12 protein-coding genes and 1 pseudogene are annotated in these 19,100 nt (G+C 71.5%); 7 read left to right on the forward strand and 6 right to left on the reverse strand.

Translation table 11 applies throughout. From position 1 onward, the window contains the following. Window positions 1-92: 92 nt before the first annotated feature. From IE325_RS13385 to tgmB, 4 genes are all read left to right on the forward strand, one after another. A complete protein-coding gene (locus IE325_RS13385) occupies window positions 93-1,217 on the forward strand; it encodes a hypothetical protein (protein WP_190070051.1) in 1,125 nt (374 codons plus the stop codon). A gap of 294 nt (window positions 1,218-1,511) precedes the next feature. After that, a complete protein-coding gene (locus IE325_RS13390) occupies window positions 1,512-1,808 on the forward strand; it encodes a DUF1232 domain-containing protein (protein ID WP_190070052.1) in 297 nt (98 codons plus the stop codon). 117 nt (window positions 1,809-1,925) lie between these two features. Further along, window positions 1,926-2,117 (forward strand): putative ATP-grasp-modified RiPP, encoded by a 192-nt coding sequence (gene tgmA, locus IE325_RS13395; RefSeq protein WP_190070053.1) that lies wholly within the window; start codon window positions 1,926-1,928, stop codon window positions 2,115-2,117. Between the two features lie 16 nt (window positions 2,118-2,133). Then, the gene (gene tgmB / locus IE325_RS13400; protein ID WP_190070054.1) at window positions 2,134-3,108 is read left to right on the forward strand and encodes an ATP-grasp ribosomal peptide maturase; all 975 of its coding nucleotides are present in this window, start codon (window positions 2,134-2,136) and stop codon (window positions 3,106-3,108) included. A gap of 6 nt (window positions 3,109-3,114) precedes the next feature. On the opposite strand, the gene IE325_RS13405 is transcribed toward tgmB, so the two are convergent. Together IE325_RS13405 and IE325_RS13410 are read right to left on the reverse strand one after the other, a co-directional pair. Next, the gene (locus IE325_RS13405; RefSeq protein ID WP_190070055.1) at window positions 3,115-3,327 is read right to left on the reverse strand and encodes a hypothetical protein; all 213 of its coding nucleotides are present in this window, start codon (window positions 3,325-3,327) and stop codon (window positions 3,115-3,117) included. A gap of 148 nt (window positions 3,328-3,475) precedes the next feature. Then, window positions 3,476-3,937, reverse strand: a complete 462-nt coding sequence (locus IE325_RS13410; RefSeq protein WP_190070056.1) for a hypothetical protein — start codon at window positions 3,935-3,937, stop codon at window positions 3,476-3,478. A 155-nt stretch (window positions 3,938-4,092) separates the two neighbouring features. Between IE325_RS13410 and IE325_RS13415 the strand changes: the two genes are divergently transcribed. After that, window positions 4,093-5,049: a GlxA family transcriptional regulator gene (locus IE325_RS13415; RefSeq protein ID WP_190070057.1), complete on the forward strand. Its 957-nt coding sequence runs from the start codon at window positions 4,093-4,095 to the stop codon at window positions 5,047-5,049. Window positions 5,050-5,144: 95 nt separating this feature from the next. Here IE325_RS13415 and IE325_RS13420 read toward each other — a convergent pair whose 3' ends face one another. Beyond that, window positions 5,145-5,774: a class I SAM-dependent methyltransferase gene (locus tag IE325_RS13420; protein ID WP_190070058.1), complete on the reverse strand. Its 630-nt coding sequence runs from the start codon at window positions 5,772-5,774 to the stop codon at window positions 5,145-5,147. 37 nt (window positions 5,775-5,811) lie between these two features. Between IE325_RS13420 and IE325_RS13425 the strand changes: the two are divergent. After that, window positions 5,812-6,723 (forward strand): annotated as a pseudogene (locus tag IE325_RS13425) (IS5 family transposase). Between the two features lie 138 nt (window positions 6,724-6,861). Beyond that, on the forward strand, window positions 6,862-7,212 hold the full coding sequence (locus IE325_RS13430; protein WP_190070060.1) for a hypothetical protein: 351 nt from the start codon (window positions 6,862-6,864) through the stop codon (window positions 7,210-7,212). Between the two features lie 9 nt (window positions 7,213-7,221). Here the strand turns inward: IE325_RS13430 and IE325_RS13435 are convergent, their stop codons facing one another. Genes IE325_RS13435 through IE325_RS13445 form a run of 3 tightly spaced genes read right to left on the reverse strand, consistent with a single transcriptional unit; the run spans window position 7,222 to window position 18,811 of the window. Next, on the reverse strand, window positions 7,222-14,319 hold the full coding sequence (locus tag IE325_RS13435; protein WP_190070343.1) for a non-ribosomal peptide synthetase: 7,098 nt from the start codon (window positions 14,317-14,319) through the stop codon (window positions 7,222-7,224). 47 nt (window positions 14,320-14,366) lie between these two features. Next, complete coding sequence (locus tag IE325_RS13440) at window positions 14,367-17,558, reverse strand: type I polyketide synthase (RefSeq protein WP_190070061.1); 3,192 nt, start codon at window positions 17,556-17,558, stop codon at window positions 14,367-14,369. Beyond that, the gene (locus IE325_RS13445; RefSeq protein ID WP_190070062.1) at window positions 17,558-18,811 is read right to left on the reverse strand and encodes an MFS transporter; all 1,254 of its coding nucleotides are present in this window, start codon (window positions 18,809-18,811) and stop codon (window positions 17,558-17,560) included. The genes IE325_RS13440 and IE325_RS13445 overlap by 1 nt, the downstream gene beginning before the upstream one ends. Between the last annotated feature and the right edge of the window lie 289 nt (window positions 18,812-19,100).

A 19,100-nucleotide genomic window follows, 5' to 3' on the forward strand; every position in this document is an offset into this window, starting at 1 on the left:
CGCACACCCCGTGTGCGGCCCCCGGGCGACGGGCAGCCCAGGGCGGCGGCGATACTGGTACGAGCACGTGCCCCCGCCCCACAGATGGACCCATGCCCAGCTCCCCCAGCACCCGCCCCACGACCCCTCCGACGGTGTGGGCGGCCCGCGGCCGCCACCTCGGGACCGACCCGCAGGACGTACTTCGGCTCAGCCTGCGCCGGCTCAAGGACAGCCGGGCCATCGACGACTTCCAGGAACTGCCCGAGACCGAGGGCGCCGAGGAATGCGTCTTCGAGGCCAGGTGGCGGGTCGTCGACTCGGTGACCGTACGCGCCCGGCTCACCGCCGAACGCGGCAGCGGCCGGCAGTGGCTGCTGATCGCGGAGGCGGAAGCCCCCTGGGATCCGCGCTGGCCGTCGCCCACCGCGATGTTCTGGCCGCAGGAGCCGGACGCGACCTGGGACCACGAGGCGGTCACCGGCCTGCGTCTGCGCGACATCAATCCCCTCCCCGAGGACGACAAGGACGTACGGCGCATACTGCGGGACTGCGCGCGTGACGGCTGGAGCATCCATGTCGTCGTCCACGAGGCCATGACCACGGACCAGCGCGGCCGTGTGCCCCTGGCCGGGATGCTGCCGCCGGGCCTGCGGCACCGGGTGGTCGAGCATCGCGCCGCACCCAGCCAGCTGCGGGTCGTGAACTGGGCCCTGCGCGACTTCGACGTACAGGTGCCGCGCGGTGGTGCCGTCGTGCTGCCCGGAGCCCCGGCGCCGTCCGGCTACGGCGCCGACGACTTCGCCGTACGCAGCGTCTTCCTCGACGGCTCCGAGCCCGCCGAGCTCATCCACGCCGTGACGCGCTTCGCCGCGCTGCCGCACCCCCTGCCGGACGGCGGCGAGGAGGCCCTCACCGCGCTGCGCGAGGACTGGCGGCTGCTCACCCTGGAGGAGGAACTCGCGCGCGAGCGCAAGCTCGTGGCGATGTACGCGGAGGCCCTGGAGGCGATGACGAAGTCCCGCGACCTGTACCGCGAGGCCGCCGAGCAGGCACACGCGGCACTGGCGGCCTACCGGGAGTCCGCCGAGGCCGCCCCCGAACGCCGCCCCGAGGCAGTCGCCGCCGCGCCGGCGTCCCCCCTCCATCAGTTGACCCGGACCTTCGAACGCCTCAAGGGCACGGCCCGCACCCGCAAGGGCGCCGTGGAGCAGGAGCCGCAGACCTCCGACCGCTAGCCCGGTCCGGGGTGAGCGAAAAGTACGGGAAACGACCGACCCATGCACCCCCGGGGCGTATGACGGCTGCGGAGGACGGGTGGGGGACGGCTACTGCGTCGGGCGGTGGCTCTTTCCCGTGCGCTTCGGCTGCCCGGGAGGGCCGTCAAGCAGGTGACCGGGCCGTTTGTGCGTCTTCCGTCCTGACGAGTGACGGGATGCGGCCGGGTGACCGCCGTCATGCAATGCGCACGACGTGAGCGGGCATCCGATTAGCAATGGGTGCGAGGTGCGCCGCCGGCGGGAGGTGGGTCCGTGGATTCGACCACTACGGTGATCGTCGTCGCCGTGGCCCTTGCGGCCGTCGTCCTCGCCGTGGCCGTCGGAGTACTGGTGCGGCTCGTACGGACGCGGCAGCGGCTGCGGCGCTCCGGGCTGCCGACCGGGCCGCGATGGGTGTTCTGGGGTGCCGTCCTGTACTTCGTTCTGCCTGCCGATCTGATGCCTGATCCGGTGTATCTGGACGACATCGGCGTGCTCTTGCTGGCACTGCGTACCCTGCGCCGCTCTCCCGAGGCGGGACCGCCGGACGCCGTTGATTACAGAAAGTAAGGAAACCAATCACTCGTTCGATTCGTTTAAGTAAGTGGAAACCCAAGGGCGTCGGCGCACGAGGACCGCCGCCGGGTGACCAGGCTCGATCGGAGCAGCACCTGTAAGGGAGAGACGATGCAACCGTTCGCGCTCAACTATGCACGGCCGGCAGCGGAGTTGGAGGCCACCACTCCGTACGTCTACGACTCCGGTATGCAGTTGAACGTGCTCCGTGACGGCCGCATAGCCGCCTGTGATCACGCGTTGATGCGGGAGTTGGGAACCACGACGTCCACGGCGGGCTCCAAGACTCACTTCGACGACTGAACACAGGCCGGCGAAGATGACCGTCTTGATTCTGACGAGCGAAGAGGACGTGACGGCCGACATGGTGGTCGTCCACCTGAACGCGTCGGGCGTTCCGGTGTTCCGTCTCGATCCCGCCGACCTGACCGGCGGGGTCGCCCTGTCCGGTGAGTTCGTGCACGGCGCGTTCCGCGGCCATCTGTCGTCCGCGGGGCGGCTGGTGAGCATCGGCGGCCTGCGATCGGTCTGGCTGCGCAGGCCGGGTGCGGCGGCGCAGCGAGCGGCCAGCCCCTCGGCCTGGCTGACGGAGGAGGCCGGGCAGGCGCTGTACGGCATGCTGCGCGGCAGTGAAGCGCGCTGGATGAACCATCCCGACGCGGCCCGCCGGGCCCGTCACAAGCCCTGGCAGCTGCGGCTGGCCCAGCAGTGCGGACTGCCCGTGCCGGCCACATTGATCACGACGTTTCCGCAGGCGGCCCGGGATTTCGCCGAGCGCTATCCGGATCTGGTGGTCAAGCCGGTGTCCGGCGCCCATCCACAGGACCCGCCGCGCGCGGTGCCGACCAGCAGGGTCGCCCCGGACACGGACTTCTCGGCCGTCGCGTTCGGCCCCACACTTCTGCAGCGGCGCGTCGCCAAGCGGGCCGACATACGACTCACGGCCGTCGGCGAGGAGTTGCTGGCGGCCCGCAGGGCGACCGGCGCGGAGTCCGAGGTCGATGTGCGTTTCGCCGCCACCGATGTGCCGTGGTGTCCCGTCGAGGTCGCGCCGCGGGTCGCCGAGGCGGTCAGAGCGTATCTGCGGGGCGCGGAACTCGCCTACGGCGCCTTCGACTTCGTCGAGGACGCCGACGGCACCTGGTGGTTCCTGGAGTGCAACCAGTCCGGTCAGTTCGGCTTCGTCGAGGTGGACACGGGCCAGCCGATCTCCCGCACCATCGCCGAGTGGCTCGCCCGCCCCGTCGAAGGGCGGGAGGGCCAGGTCAACGGGGCGAGCGCGCAGGTCGTCTGAAGGGGCTCAGCCGGGCAGTCCCGGCGGCAGGGCGCCGCGCTGCCACGCCGGGGCCGGAGCTGCCGGGCCTCCTGGGGCGGGTGCGTGGCCGAGGGGTGGCCCCGGCTGCATCACGAACTCGAGGTCCCGGCTGACGCGTTCGGCCTCCCTGCGTACCTGGGTGGGGATGTCGCCGCGCTCCGCGATGAGCCGGTCGTAGATGGGGGAATCCTGGAACACCCGTCAACGCGCCTTTCGTGTCGTGGCCCCTGTGTGCATATGGGCACGGCTGTCGAGTCTAGGCGCCGACGCACACTGAAGTACGAATTCTGCCAGAGCGCTTGACGGGCGACGCACAGGGAGTATGGCGGCCACGCCCCCCGAGGGTTCACGCGCCCGTCGTCGAGCCCGGCCGGACGATCATCAGGATGGTCACGGTGGCCCACAGCAGGTTGAAGATGCCGGTGACCATGGCGAGTTGGGCCGTGGCCGAGCGCTCGACGGGCTTCTTCGCGGTCAGTTGGTCGAGGAGTTCCTCCTGGCGGGGCAGGACGAACGCGATCAGCAGGCCGGCGGCCGCGGCGGTCAGGGCGATCGAGGTGATGAGCCAGCCGCTGCCCAGGACGTCCATGGCCAGGGCGGTGGCGAGGCCGAGGACGGGGACCGACAGCCCGATGGCGGCGTAGACACGGCAGATGCGGTGCAGGAGCTGGACGGTGCCCACCGCCACGGCGCCGTCCGTGTCCGGGACTCGGCGGGCGGCCGGCGGGAACATGCTGGCCGCGACGGTGACGGGGCCGACGGCGATGATCGCGGCGAGGACGTGGAGGATGAGCAGGATCTTGGTCACCGGGCCACGTTAAGGATCGCCGGGCTGATCGCACAGAGGCGGAAACGACAGTTTCCAACGGATTCCCGCCACCGTCTGTTTCCTGCCTTTCAGCGACGACCTGCTCCACGACCTGGGCTTCTATGCCTGGCGGGAACCTGCCTAGAGTGGCGTTCATGCACACCGTGGCGATCCTGGTTCTCGACAACGTGGTGCCGTTCGACATGGCGACGCCCTTCCAGATGTTCGGCTGGACGCGGCTGCCGGACGGCCGCCGTCCCTACCGGGTGCGGCTGTGCGCCGAATCGCCGGAGGTGCCCACGGAGGGCTTCGCCCTGCGGATCGACCGGGGCCTCGACGGACTGGCTGACGCGGACACGATCATCGTCCCGGGCTGCGACGACACCGGGCCGCCCTCGGAGGAGGTCGTGGCGGCCCTGCGCCGGGCCGCGCGGTCCGGTACGCGTATCGCGTCCGTGTGCGTGGGCGCCTTCGTCCTGGCCGAGGCCGGCCTGCTGGACGGCCTGCGCGCCACCACGCACTGGATGGCGACCGGCGAGCTGGCCCAGCGCTTCCCGGACGTCCAGGTCGAGCCTGATGTGCTGTACGTCGACAACGGGCAGATCCTCACCTCGGCCGGTGCCGCCGCGGGACTCGACATGTGCCTGCACATGATCCGGCGGGACCTCGGGTCGGCCGTGGCCGCGCACACCGCCCGCATGTCCGTCGTACCGCTGGAACGGGAGGGCGGGCAGGCCCAGTTCATCGTCCATGAGCATCCGCCCGTACCGCGCGGCTCGGCCCTCGAACCCCTGCTGGAGTGGATCGAGGACAATCTCGCCGGGGAGATCACGCTCGGGGCGATGGCGGAGCGCTCGGGGATGAGCGAGCGCACCTTCAGCCGCCGGTTCCGTGAGCAGACCGGCACCACTCCCCTGCAGTGGCTGCTGCGGGCCCGGGTGCGGCGGGCCCAGTATCTGCTGGAGAACAGCGACCATCCGGTCGAACGGATCGCCCGGCAGGCGGGGTTCGGCTCCCCGACGGCGTTCCGTGAACGCTTCCGCCGCGTGGTCGGCACCACTCCGCATGCCTACCGCTCCGCGTTCCAGGGCAGAGCCGCGGTCGGCGCCTAGTGCCTGTCTGACAATTCTCGTTGGGTCAGCGAGCGCCCGTCTGGCAGGCAGCCCGGGGGTGTGTCAACCACCCGGTGGACATCGCCGGCCAGGACCTACGAGCGGCGGGCCAGCAGGTGGGCGTCGAGGAAGCCCCGTTCAGAGGCCGGATCGTGGAGCAGCCGGGCGAAGGGAACAAGCCCGGCATCGTCCAGTAGTTCGGTGAGACGGTCCGCCGGCCAGCTGTAGGCCGGCGCCACTTTGTGGTCGAACTGGACTGGCTCCGGTCCGTCGGTCCCGAAGAAGGAGACCAGGAGCAGGCCACCCGGCGCCAGTACGCGTCCCTGCTCAGCGATCAGTTCCGGCAGTTCTGCCGGAGGGGTGTGGATCATCGAGTAGTGGGCCAGTATGCCGCCGAGTGCGCCGTCCTCGATCGGCAGGGACTCCATCCGCGCCTCCTGGAAGCGCAGTATCGGATGGGCCCGTCGGGCGTGATCGACCATGCCAGGGGAGAGGTCAAGTCCGAAGGCGTCCAGGCCCAGTTCGTGCAGCATGGCCGTCAGGTGTCCGGGCCCGCACCCAACGTCCGCTGTTCGTAGGTTGCCGGTCGCGCGGACCAGTTCGGCGAAGGTGCCGATCATGGCCCGGGCGAACGGCTGTGTCTCCAGTCTGTTCGCGAACAGTGATGCGTACAGCTCGACGACTCCGTCGTAGGCCGCCATGGTTCTGTCCTGATGATTCGCCACAGGCGGGACTCTATAACCGGTCTGAATAATTGATCTTGTGGCAGGTCGAGGTGAGATGGCGGACATGGTGTGGGAGCGGATTGAGCCCTTGTTGCCGCGGGCGGGTGGGCGTGGCCGTCCGTGGCGTGATCACCGGCAGGTGGTCAATGGTGTGCTGTGGCGGCTGCGGACCGGGGCCCCTTGGCGCGACCTGCCCGAGAGGTATGGTCCGTGGCAGACCGTCTATGAGCGGTTCGCCCGCTGGGAGGCGGACGGCACCTGGGCAAGGCTGTTGGAGCACGTCCAGGTCCGTGACGACGCGGTGGGCGGAGTGGAGTGGAGTGTCGCCGTCGACTCCACGATCAACCGGGCCCATCAGCACGCAGCTGGCGCCCGAAAAAAGGGGCCGCAGACGGGGACGAACTGGAAGACCCGGGCCGCTCACAGGCGCGCCAGGCCCTCGGCCGGTCCCGGGGCGGGCTGACCACCAAGGTCCACCTCGCCGTCGATGGCCGCGGCCTCCCGCTGTCCATCGTGCTCACGCCCGGCAACGCCCACGACGCCACCGTCTTCGCCCAGGTCCTCGACAGCATCCGCATCCCGCGCATCGTTGCGGGCCGGCCTCGCACGACACCGGCGCGGGTGCTGGGTGACAAAGCGTATTCCAGCCGAGCGATCCGCCACCTGCTGCGACGCCGGGGCATCGCTGCCACGATCCCCGAACGCCGCGACCAAGTGGCCAATCGGCGGCGACGCGGCAGTCTCGGCGGCCGCCCACCCGCCTTCGACAAGGAGATCTACCGCGCCCGCAGCGTAGTCGAACGATGCTTCGCCCGCCTCAAGCAGTTCCGTGCGATCGCGACCAGGTTCGACAAACTTGCCGCCCGTTACCGGGCCGGAGTCGTTCTGGCCTCGCTGATTCTCTGGCTTCGCGAAGCAACCAGGTGATCGTTTGTCAGACACGCCTTAGTCCCGTACGGCGGATCGGCGCTCGTCATTCCCGGCGGTCCGGGGCTGGTCAGTCACGGTGGGATAATTCACCCGAATCCGCGAGGCCCGTGAGCAGTTGGACACAGGGAATCGACCCGCCTCAAGGACGGTGTACCCCATGAACTGCTCCAGCCGCCTGCTGTGTGTCCTCTACATCGCCACGAGCGCGGGGCTCGCCTGGACCGCGATCCTCGAGGTCCGGTTCGGCCCGCTGTGGGCCGCCTTCCTGTTCGCGGCCGCCAGTCTGGTGCCGGTCATCGCCGTCGTGCGGGAGACGGTGATCGGTGAGCAGCGGCGGATCCTGCTGGATCTGATCGCACGGGCCTCGCGGGGTGGCGGTGACGCCGCCGACGCGATCGTGCGGGCGGAGATCGACTCGGCGTGCTGCGAGCGCTGGTGGACCAGCCTCGGCAGCGAGCACGACGTGACGTGCCGGCACTGGATGCCGAGGAGCAGCAGCGCCGCGTGAGGCCGACGCTCAGTGCGCCAGGGTCCGGTCCACCTCCTCCCTGAGCAGGGCCACGTAGTCGCGAGCCCAGCCCTCGATGGTGGCCCGGTCCCACAGGTCGGACGAGTACTCGACGAAGCCCTTGAGCTCGTCCCCTGCCGGGACGAGCCCGATGGTCAGCTCGGTACGAGATGCGGCGGGGGCGAGGTCCTCGACCGCCGTGGTCAGGCCGGGCAGTTCGATCTCCGCCTCCAGCGAACTCTGGTAGGCGAAGCCGACGTCCAGCCGGTCCGGTACGTCGACGCCCTTGCGCTCCCGCATGGCCGGGGCGATCCGGCGCACCGGCAGGGCCCGGTCCATGCACTCCACCGATGTGCGGGCGACCTGGTCCGTCAGGGCGGCGAAGGAGTCCGCCGCGCCGTCCCGCACCGGCAGCGCGAAGCCGGTGATCGTGCAGGCCAGCAAGGACTCGAACGCGCGGCGCTCGCGGTTGGCGTAGGAGACGTTGAACACGACGTCGGGCTGGGCCGACTTCCGCGCGAGCAGCCGGCCCAGTGCGGCGGCCGTGACGACGAAGGGGGTCGTCCCGCGCTGTCGTGCGAGGCGCTCGACGCCGGACCGCACTTCGGCGGGCACGGTGAACATCACGGCGCCGCCGCGTCCGCTCGCGCTCTTGGGCCGGGGCCGGTCCAGCGGCAGGTCGACGGTGAACGGCACTCCGTCGAGTTCGCGCAGCCAGAACTCCAGTTTGCGCCCGTCGGCGGCCTCGTCGGCCTGCTCGCGCTGCCACTGGGCGTAGGCAACGGGCTGGCAGGGCACGGGCGGCAGCATGTCGGGCGTGCCCCGCACGGCGGAGTCGTAGAGCGCGGCCAGTTCCTTCAGCAGCAGGCTGACCGACCAGCCGTCGCAGGCCGAGTGGTGCAGGACGAGCAGCAGGACCCAGGCGCTGTCGCCGGTGCGCAGCAGGCGCAGGGCCAGCGGGGTGCCGCCGGTGGGGTCCAGCGGTGTCTCGGCGGCCTCGGCGCTGGCGCGTTCCACGGCGGCCCGCCGCTCCGCCACGGACCGGTCGGTGAGGTCATCGACGGGCATGTCCACCGGGCGGGCCCGCAGCACCTGCTGCTCCCAGCCGTCCCCGGCGCGGGCGAGTCGGGTCCGCAGACCCTCGTGCCGCTCGACGAGCCGGTTCAGGGCGCCGCGCAGTGCCGTCACGTCCAGGTCGCCGGAGAGGGTGAGGCGCAGGGCGACGTTGAAGACCTGCGGGAGGTGGTGGTCGGCGTGGACGGTGGCGAAGCGGGACTGCTGGGCGGTGGCGGGCGCCCGGCGCTCGACCTCGGTCGCCGTCATCTCCGGCGCGGTTCCCGCCAGTTGGGCCGCCATGGCACGCGGGGTCGGGTCCTGGTAGAAGTCCAGCATCGGGTACTCGGTGCCGAACTCCTCGCGAACACGGTTGACCAGCCGCATCGCGGTGATCGAGTGGCCGCCCAGGTCGAAGAAGGAGACGTCGTCCGCGAGGGTGTCCGCGTCGATCCCGAACTCCTCCGCCCAAAGCTCCCTCACCCGCCCGCCGACCGACTGCTCCTCGCCTCCGCCCGGTCTGCGGCTCGGTGCCGAGGTGACGAGGTCGGGTGCCGGCAGCGCGGCGCGGTCCAGCTTGCCGTTGCCCGTCAGGGGCAGCGCGGGCAGGATGCGCCAGGCGCGCGGCACGAGGTAGTCGGGCAGCCGGGCCGCCAACTCATCGGCCAGCAGGTCGGCGAGGGCCTGCCGGTCGTCAGCGGCCACGGAGACGGGGACGACGTACGCCGCGAGATAGGCCTCGTCGCGGTTGTTGCGGCGCGCCAGTACGGCGGCCTCGCGCACACTGTCGAGGTCGTTGAGCGAGCGCGAGACCTCCTCCGGCTCGACCCGGAAACCCCGGATCTTCACCTGATCGTCGACCCGGCCGCAGAACTCCAGCTTCCCGTCACCGCTCCAGCGCACGAGATCGCCGGTGCGGTACCGCCGGCCGTCCGGCTCCCCCAGGAACCGCTCCGCCGTCAGTTCGGGGCGATGCAGATAGCCGAGAGCCACGCCGGGGCCGCCGACGTACAACTCCCCCACCTCACCGATGGCGACGGGTCTGCCCGACGCGTCGAGCACACTCAGCCGTACGTTGTCGACCGGGCGTCCGATCGCGATCGGCCCGGCGGGGTCCTGACCCGGCGGGGCGACGGTCTCCGTGGTGCACAGCACGGTGATCTCGGTCGGCCCGTACACGTTCACCGTCTCGTACGGCGCCTCGGGGCGCGGGCGGGTGCGGAGCGCGTCGCCGCCGAGCAGCAGGTGCCGCAGCGGCGGTTGGTCCCGGGCGGGCAGCCGCAGCAGCTGCTCGCCCAGTGCGGTGGGCAGGAAGGAGAAGGTGACGCCCTGGTCGGCGTACCACCGGGCCAGCGCGAGCGGGTCCCTGCGCACCTCCTCGTCGGCGATGGTGACCGACGCTCCCGCGGTCAGCGCCGGCCAGATCTCCAGGATCGACGCGTCGAAACTCTGACTGCAGACGGCGGCGGCACGGTCGGCCGGGGTGAAGGCGAAGCGCCGGTGGTGCCAGGCGCACAGGTCGGCGACGCCGCCATGGGTGAGGACGACGCCCTTGGGTGTGCCGGTGCTGCCGGAGGTGTAGAGGACGCAGCATGGTGCCGGCTCGTCGGTGGGTGACTCGGCGTCGCGGGGCGCATGCTGCGCGGTCGCGTCGGGCGCTACGACGGTCACGCCGGCGGGCAGCTCCAGGGCGCCCGCCGCGTCCGGTGCCGCCACCACGATCCGGGCCCCGCACTCGGCGATGATCTGCTCGGCGCGTGCCCGGCCGAGGGACGGGTCGAGCGGTACGTAGGCGCAGCCGGCCTTGAGCACGGCGAGCATGGCGACGACGAGGTCGGCGGAGCGCGGCAGCCACAGGGCGATCTCGCGGCCTGTCGCGGGTTGCCGTTCGCGCAAGACGGCGGCCAACCGTTCTGCTTTGTCATCGAGTTGACGGTACGTCAGTCGTGCGTCCCCGCAGATCACCGCCGTACTGTCCGGGCGCGCTGCCGCCTGCCGGGCGACGAGTTCATGGACGCCGGTGTCGGTGAGGGGGCGGGACGGGCCGTGCCGCCAGGTGAGCGGCACGGGATCGCCGTCGTCTGCGGCGGCCGGGGCGAGCCGGGACAGTGGCGTCCCGGGGGTGTCGACCGCAGCGGTGAGCAGGTCACGGAAGGTGGCGAAGAAGCGGTCGACGGTGTGCGGGTCGAACAGGTCGGTGTTGTACTCCAGATGGCAGCGGATGCCCTGGGGCTGATCGGTGAAGTAGACGGTCAGGTCCGTGAGGGCCTTGTCCGGCCCGGCGTCCAGCGGTGTGGCCTCGACACCGGGCAGCTCGAAGCGGAACGGCTCGGCCCGCTGGAACTCCGCGAACGCCTGGAACACCGGTGTGCGGTCGACGGCCCTGGGCGGGGCGAGTTCGCGCACCACCCGCTCGAAGGGCACGCGCGCGTGGTCGTACGCGTCGAGGGCGACCGTGCGCACCCGGTCCAGCAGGGTCGTGAACTCGGGGTCGCCGGACAGGTCGAGGCGCAGCGCGAGGGTGTTCACGAAGAACCCGAGCACGTCCTCGGCCCGCTCCGGCCGGTCCGAGATGGGGGTGCCGACGACGATGTCCTGCTGTCCGGTCACCCGGTGCAGCATCGCCGCGTACCCGGCGAGCAGCGTCATGAACAGGGTGCCGCGGTGGGCACGGCTGAACTCGCGCAGCCGCCGTGAGAGTTCCGGGTCCAGGGTGTGGAAGACGGCCCGGCCGTTGGAGGTCATCGTGGCGGGGCGCGGCCGGTCGGTGGGCAGGGCGAGGACGGGCAGCTCGCCGCCGAGGGTACGGCGCCAGTGGGCCAGGTCCTCGTCGGCCTCGGGGCTGTGCGCGGACTGCCGCTGTTCCCTGGCGTGGTCGGCGTAGGTCCAGGTGAGCGCGGGGAGGTCGGGGGACGTGCCGTCGCGTGCGGCTCGGTAGAGGGCCGAGAGGTCGCGGGCGAGGACGGTGGCGGAGGCCGCGTCGACCACGATGTGGTGCAGGGACAGTACGAGTACGTGCTCCGCCGGGCCGAGCCTGACCAGCCGGGTGACGAACAGCGGGCCGTCGGCCAGGTCGAAGCGGCGTGCGCTCTCGGCCGACAGGACGTCCTGGAGCGGGGTGCCGTCCACGACCTCGAAGTCCGGCTCGGCGGAGGGCCGCACCACCTGACGCGCCTCGCCCCCGACCTCCCGGAACACGGTGCGCAGACCCGGGTGCCGGGCGACGAGACCGCGCACTGCCGTGTGCAGGGCCGGGACATCGAGGGGTCCGTCGAGGCGGATCGCCTTGACCTCGTTGTAGGCGGTGCGGCCCGGCAGCAGGCGTTCCAGGAACCAGATCCGTTCCTGGCCGGGCGACAACGGCGCGTCGGAAGGGGCGATTTGAGTGCGCGAGGGCCGGCGGCGCAGCGCGTCCAGATGCGGCAGCCCTGCACGCAGTGCCTCCTCCGATACGCCGAAGTCGACGAGGGCGACGATCTCGTCGGCGCCCGCCGAGGTCACCGCGTCCACCACCGGACGGACGCTGTCCACGGTGCCGATCAGGGCGCGCTGGTCGCAGTACCGGCCGTAGGCGCGGCGGAACACCGCGTCCAGGTCGTCCTCGCTCAGTTCGGCCAGGTCGATGCTGTGGCCGAGGCTGTTGGTGACACCGCTGAAGACGGACAGCGAGGCGCGCATGTACCGGGACAGCGGCTCGTACGCCTCCGTCCTCGCGGTGTCGTGGTCGTCCGCGAGGTAGGTGTGCAGCAGGACGGCCACGCGCCCGGCGTCCGGATCCAGGCCGTGCAGGGCCCGGGTGCGCCGGTACAGGGCGATGTTCTCGCGGAGCTGTTCGACGCTCTGGGTCATCAGGTTGGTGACGATGCCCAGGTCGTGGCGGGCGGCGAGTTCGTAGGAGGCGGGGTTCCCGACCACCGCGGTGTACAGGGGCGGGGCGTCCTGCACGGGCCTCGGGAAGAGCCGTACCTCGGTGTCGCCGCCCCCGCCGGTCCGGCGCAGGGCGTCGCCGCGCCAGAACTTCCGTACGTCTTCGAGCTGTTCGTACATCAGCTCCTTGTGCCGCCCGAAACGCTCCGGGAAGAACACGAAGTCCTTGGCGCTCCAGCCGCTCGCGACACCGATGCCGACGCGTCCGCCGGAGAGGTTGTCGACCATCGACCACTCCTCGGCGACCCGGAGCGGGTCGTGGAGGGGCAGCACCACGGAGCCCGCGTTGAGGCCGATCCGCTCGGTCTCACGGGACAGGGCGGCGGCGAGGACGGCCGGGTTGGGGAAGAGACCGCCGAAGGAGTGGAAGTGCCGCTCGGGCATCCACAGCGCATGGAATCCATGCCGGTCGGCGAACCGGGCGACCTCCATGAGGAGTTCGTACTGGCCGTTCCCGGGCGGCGTGGCTGCGTCCTGCGGATAGTCGCCGAAGAAGTAGACGCTGAAGTCGGCGGTGCGGCGGGCGGGTTCGGCCGGGCGGGATGCGGTGACGGCTGTCGCGTTCCAGGCCATGGAGGCGACCGGGGTGGGGGCGGGGAGCGGCGGAGGAGTCTTCGGCGCCTCGGCCTTCGGGGCCTCTGCCTTCGGTGCCGTGACCCGCCCGCCGGGGAAGAAGCCGGCCGCCCGCAACTCGCGCAGCGAATCCCGTACGGCGTCCGCCACGAACTCGATGTCGCCGTCCGAGTGGGCGGTGGACAGGAAGAAGTTGCGCCACTCCCAGACGTGTACGCCGCGCAGCATCAGGTGGTGGTAGAGGAGTTCCATGTCGGCGCGGTGCTCGAAGCGGAACTGGGAGCCGAAGTGGCTGATCCGCAGCGGGTATTCCTCGGTCTCGAAGAAGCCGTTGAGGGTGGCGGCCAGTTCGTCGGTGCGCGCGTTGAGCCGCTCCTGGAGGTGCGGGCTGTGCTCCTTGAGGTGGGTCAGTACGGCGCGCGCGGCGACCATCGACACCGGGTGCTGGATGTACGTACCGCCGAAGAAGGTGGTGTCGGCGGGCGGGTAGCTGTCGTCGCCGTATGACCAGTGGCCGCCGTCGACGCCGTCCAGGATGTCGGCGCGGCCCGCTATGGCCCCGATGGGGAAGCCGCCGCCGAGCAGCTTGCCGTAGGTGGCGAGGTCCGGGGTGACGCCGTACAGCTCCTGGGCTCCGCGCAAGGCCGGGCGGAAGCCGGTGAGCATCTCGTCGAAGAGCAGGACGATGCCGTGGCGGCGGGTCAACTCCCGCAATCTGCGTACGAACTCGACGGGCTGCAGCGCGGGATGTCTGCTCTGCACCGGCTCCACGACGACCGCGGCGATGTCGGCGGCGTGCCGTTCGATGGCCTCCAGGGCGGTGTCGCTGCCGTAGTCGAGGACCAGCAGATCGGAGACGGCGGCCTGGGGGATGCCCCGGGAGACGGGCACGGTGGTCTGGTCGGAGCCGGTGCCGGAGGGGCGGCCGAGGACGTTGTCGGCGTGGCCGTGGTAGGCGCCCAGGAAGGTGACGATCTTGTCGCGGCCGGTGGCGGCGCGGGCGAGGCGGATGGCCGCCGAGTTGGCCTCCGTGCCGGAGTTGGCGAAGGCGACCCGCTCCAGGCCGGTCAGTTCGGTGAGGAGTTCCGCTGCCTCGCCGGTCTCGATGGCGCGCGGGCCGAGCTGGATGCCGCGGGACAGGTGCTCGCGGACGGCCTCGGTCACGAAGTCCGGTTCATGTCCGAAGAGGAGGACGCCGAAGCCCATCGTGATGTCGACGTACTCGTTGCCGTCCACGTCCTGAAGCCGTGCCCCGCCCGCCCGGCGGCCGGCGAGGGGGTACAGCATCTCCTTCGTGCCGCTGCGGAAGCCGACGACGGCACGACTGTCGGCCAGGACCCGGCGGTAGCGCTGGGCGATGCGCTTCGAGGTGGGGGTCTTGGCGGTGTAGCGGCGCACCAGGTCGGCCAGATGCGCCTGCTGCCCCTGCGGGGAGGCGCCCTGCACCATCCCGGAGGCGCGCCCCACCGTCACCCGGGGACCGTGCGCACGCGGCGGCTCCGGAAGGCCGGGGGTGCCCATCTGCTCGGCGATGCGCTGCGAGAGCTCGGTCATCGCCGCGAGGTCCCGGTCGAGTGCGGCGGATATGCCGTTCAGGCCGGTCACTTGGCCACCTTGCCGTTGACCCGGTCGGCGACGGAGGCGGTCTGGAGGGCGAGGAGCTGGGAGAGCTGGGACATCATCTGGAGCTGTATCTGGGACATCTGGTGGATCTTGTGGGCGAGGTCCTCCAGTTCCTCGCGAGTGGCGTATTCGGGGGTGCCGGTGGGCTGGGCGGCCTGGACGGGCATGGGAGTGGGGACGGACTCGGGATCAGGCTCCAGCTCCGGCTCGGGTACCGCGACCTGCTGGGGCGCCTCCGGCAAGCGCGCCGCGATGAACTCCGCCAGCCGCCGCGGCGTGCCCGTCTCCTCGAACAGCTGCCGCATCGTCACCTTGACCCGATGCTCCTGCTCCAGTTCCCGCAGCACGCTGATCATCTGCAGCGAGTCGGCGCCGAGGTCGAAGAAGGACGCGTCCGGGGTGATCGCCGACGGGTCCTCGCCGAGGTGCCGGCCGGTCGCCTCGACGATGCTGTGGAGTACGCGCGCGACCGCTGCGTCTTGCTGAACCACTTCGGCTCCCTCTCTCGCTGCTGTTCTCGTGCGCGGAACCGTCAACCGCGGCCCCGTCCAGTGGTCCTTGTGCTGGAACCGGTATCCGGGCAGGGGGACGCGTCTGCCCCCGCTGCCGTCCAGGAGCACCCGCCAGTCGACGTCCGCCCCGGCGCAGTGCAGCCCCGCGGCGGCGTCCCAGAGCGCGCCGAGTCCGGTGCCGCGGCGCAGGGAGGGCAGTGCCGTGACGGCGGGCAGGGCCCTGCGGGCCAGTCCGCTGAGGGTGGTGTGTGGCCCGATCTCCAGCAGTACGTCGGGCTGTTGTGCCCCGATGGCGCCGATCGCCCGGTCGAATCGGACGGGCTCGCGGGTGTGCCGTAGGAAATAGTCGGTGTCGGGGGTCCAGCCGGGCGGGCGGGGCAGGCCGTCCAGGGCGCTGACGAACGGCACGCGCACCGGCCCGAAGCCCACGTCCATGAGGACCTTCCGGAACTCCTCCAGCATGGGTTCCATCAGGGCGGTGTGGAAGGCGCGGGTCACCGGCAGCCGCTGCCCCGGTGTGCCTCGGTCCTCCAGGAGCGAGCAGGCTCGATCCACGGCCTCGACCGGCCCGGCGAGCACCTGGGCCCGGTCGCCGTTGGTGACGGCGGGTTCCAGGCCGGGCACTTCAGCGGCGAGGGCGAGGGCGGACTCGCGGTCGAGCGGCGCGGCCAGCATGGCGCCGGGCGCGCAGCGCTGCTGCATCAGTCGGCCGCGTTCGGTGGTGAGGCGCAGACCGTCGTCCAGGGAGAGGGCCCCGGCCGCGTACAGGGCGGCGTACTCGCCGACGCTGTGTCCGGTGACGGCGTGCGGTTCGATGCCGGTCTCGCGCCACAGCCGGACGAGGGCGCACTGGAGGGCGAAGAGCGCGGGTTGCGCGGTGTCGGTGTCCTCGCCGGTGAACAGCGGGTTCCCGGTGAGGTCGCGGTGGTGGTGCTCGCAGGTGTCGAGGATCTCGCGGGCGAGGGGAAAGCGTTCGTGCAGGGCGGCGGCCATGTCCGGGTACTGGCTGCCCTGCCCGGTGAACTGGAACGCCACACGCGCGTGCCCCTCCGTCGGTGCCGTTCCCGTGGTCGCGCCCGCTCCGGCGGTTCCGGCGAGCCAGGCGTCGAGGGCGTCGGCGAGGGCGGCCGGGGTGGTGCCGCGGACCGCGAGCCGGTGGCGGCCGTGGGTGCGGCCGAGGGCGGCCGTGGTGACGAGGTCGGCCGGGTGCGGTGCGGGCGGCCGGCGTAACCGGTCGCGCAGGGCGCGGGCGTTGGCGGTGAGGGCGTCTTCGCTGGTCGCGGAGACCAGCAGCACGTCCGCGGGGGTGGCGGCGTCGGTGCGGGGCGTGGGTTCGGGGGCCTGTTCCAGGATGAGGTGGACGTTGGTGCCGCCGACGCCGAGTGAGGTGAGGCCCGCGCGGCGGGGCCGGTCGCTGTCGGGCCAGGGCCGGGCGGTGCGGGGGATGTAGAAGGGGCTGTGGTCGAGGTCGAGGGCGGGGTTGGGCTCGCGGAAGTTCGCCATCGGCGGGATGACGCCGTGTCGCAGCACGAGCAGGGTCTTGACGAGTCCGGCCAGTCCCGAGGCCGCGTCGAGATGGCCGATGTTGGCTTTGGTGGAGCCGAGGGCGCAGTAGCCGGTGCGGGCGGTGTCCTCGCGGTAGGCGCGGGTGGCGCCGTCGAACTCGATGGGGTCGCCCTTGAGGGTGCCGGTGCCGTGGGTCTCCAGGTAGCCGATGGTGTCGGCGCCGACGCCGGCCCGCCGGAGGGCCTGCCGGATGGCGGTGTGCTGGCCGTGTGCGCTGGGGGCGGCGAAGGCCTTCTTGTCGGCTCCGTCGTTGCCGATGCCCCAACCGCGTATGACGCCGTGGATGGTGTCGCCGTCGGCGACGGCCCGCTCCAGCCGCTTCAGTACGACGGCCAGCACGCCCGTCCCTCCGACGGTGCCGTCGGCGCCCGCGTCGAAGGCCCGCAGGCGGCCCGACCTGGAGAGGATGGAGCCCTTGACGTACCGGTGGCCCAGGATCTGCGGGACATGGACCGCGGTGGCGCCGACGAGGGCGATGTCGCAGTCGCCGAGGAGCAGGGACTGCGCGGCGGTCTGCACGGCGACCAGCGAACTGGAGCAGCCTGTCTGGATGTTGACGGCGGGGCCGGTCAGGCCGAGGCGGTAGGCGACGCGGGTGGCGGTGAAGTCGGCGTAGTTGCCGACCGTGAGCTGGATGCCCGCCGTCCAGTCGGTGGCGGGCTCGGTCGGCAGGACGTTGTTGAGGAGGTAGTTCTGCAGTGTGTACAGGTGGTAGCCGGTGCTGGCGTAGACGCCGACGCGGGTGCCGTCGCGTTCGTCCGGGTAGCCGGCGTTCTCCAGGGCATGCTGGGCGCACTCCAGGAACATACGGTGCTGGGGGTCGGTGATCCGGGCCTCGCGGGCGCTCATACCGAAGTGCTGGGCGTCGAAGCCGGCGATGTCGTCCAGCACTCCGGAGGCACCGACGAAGTCCGGGGCCGTGTAGTCGGCTTCGGGGACCCCGGCCGCGGCCAACTCGTCCGGTGTGAAGCGGGTGATGGTGTCCGTGCCGTCGTGGACGATGCGCCAGAGGTCCTCGGGTGTGTCGGCGCCGGGCAGCCGGAAGGCCATGCCGATGACGGCCATCCGTGGATCGGGGTCGCTCGTGGCCATCAGCCGCGTCCCTCCGTGACCGTCGATGTGTCACGGCCGACCGTGTCCGAGGCCTCGGGTCCGCGCGTGCGGCCCCGTCTGAGGAGCACCAGCAGAAGGGCCGCGCACAGACCGATGGCGAGGCCGTGGAAGGCGGCCACCACCTGCAACGGGCTGAACTTCTCCAGGAGGGCGCCGCTCACGAGCATGCCGAGGCCGAAGCCGCTGTTCTCGGCCGAGGCGGAGAGCCCGAAGAGGCGGCCGCGCTGGTCGTCCGGGGCGGTCTGGAGCCGCGACACATAGACGATCTCGGTGAATCCGTCGGCGGCTCCCGCGATGAGCGCGGCGATGACGGCGGGCACGGTGGGCAGCCCGCAGAACACCACGATGAACCCGGCGGACATCACACAGGCCCCGAGCGCGAAGGCCCGCTCCCCCGGTGTCCGCCCGCTCTTCTTGGTGACCCTGCCGATGACCTGCTGGGCGACGATGTTCCCGATGGCCCATGTGGCCCAGAACTGACTGATGAAAGTGGCCGGATGGTCGGGGTCGAGGCTGCTGGAGTAGAGGGGCAGGGCGACGTTGTGGGACGAGGAGCCCAGCCCGTCCACGGCGCGGATCGCGACCATCGCCATCAGTACCGGCGCCGTGCCGAGGAGCATCCGCGCCGTCCAGCGGGCGGCCCCGGACGCCTCGGCCGAACCACCCCCGGCTGTGGCGGCCTTGGTGCGCACCGGCAGCAGGAACAGCATCGTCGCGGAGACCACGAAGGTCCCTGCGTCCAACGCGAACGCGGCCGAGTACCCGAACTCCGCCACCACCACGCCCGACGACGCGAACCCGGCGATCATCGCCAGCGAACGCCCCGTCACCAGCAGCCCGTTGGCCCGCACCCGGTGCTCCGCCCCGACGATCTCCGGGATGCTGCTGCGCAGCGCCACCTGGGACAGGGTCGAGCAGCCGCCGGTGACCACGGCGAGGGCGTAGAGCAGCCCCACACGCATGCCGTCGGGGGCGAGCAGCAGTGCCAGCAGCGCCACGGCCTGGCACAGATCGGCGCCCACCATCAGGCGCTTGCGGTCGTAGGCCGAGACGAGACGTCCGCTGACCCAGCCCGAGACGACGTTCGTCGCGAGCCGTACGGCCATGAAGAGCCCGGCGGCCAGCGCGCTTCCCGTGGCGTCGTAGACGAAGACGTTCAGCGCCACCATGTTCAGGTAACTGCCGTACGCCGAGATGCCGTTGCCCAGGACGAGCAGACGGAAGTACCTCATGCACCTTCCCCTGGTCTGCATGAAGGGTGTGAGTGATGTGCGGCCGGAATGCGCTCCCTCGCCCGCTCAGTCGCGGGCCGGAGTCCCAGCGGACGGCAGCGCCCGTCGCCTCGGCGCCCCCCGCTGTCGCACGGCGCGTTCCTGCCCCCGTTGCCGGCCCCGCACAGAAACCATTCCCCCCATTGGCCGCCGGACGGCGGCATCGGTCCGTCACACAAGCAGACCCGGACCGGCCGATTCAAGACTCCAGGGAGGTCTAGACGACTTCCGGCCGCGATTTGGCCATTTC

Source organism: Streptomyces lanatus (genome assembly GCF_014655715.1).
GTDB lineage: Bacteria > Actinomycetota > Actinomycetes > Streptomycetales > Streptomycetaceae > Streptomyces > Streptomyces lanatus.

Bases quoted from the DNA above. Each gene is read 5' to 3' on its own strand.
- IE325_RS13415 (WP_190070057.1), top strand. From the start codon at position 4,093: ATGCACACCGTGGCGATCCTGGTTCTCGACAACGTGGTGCCGTTCGAC.
- tgmA (WP_190070053.1), top strand. From the start codon at position 1,926: ATGCAACCGTTCGCGCTCAACTATGCACGGCCGGCAGCGGAGTTGGAG.
- IE325_RS13440 (WP_190070061.1), bottom strand. From the start codon at position 17,558: ATGGCCACGAGCGACCCCGATCCACGGATGGCCGTCATCGGCATGGCC.
- tgmB (WP_190070054.1), top strand. From the start codon at position 2,134: ATGACCGTCTTGATTCTGACGAGCGAAGAGGACGTGACGGCCGACATG.
- IE325_RS13435 (WP_190070343.1), bottom strand. From the start codon at position 14,319: ATGACCGAGCTCTCGCAGCGCATCGCCGAGCAGATGGGCACCCCCGGC.
- IE325_RS13385 (WP_190070051.1), top strand. From the start codon at position 93: ATGCCCAGCTCCCCCAGCACCCGCCCCACGACCCCTCCGACGGTGTGG.
- IE325_RS13445 (WP_190070062.1), bottom strand. From the start codon at position 18,811: ATGAGGTACTTCCGTCTGCTCGTCCTGGGCAACGGCATCTCGGCGTAC.
- IE325_RS13430 (WP_190070060.1), top strand. From the start codon at position 6,862: ATGAACTGCTCCAGCCGCCTGCTGTGTGTCCTCTACATCGCCACGAGC.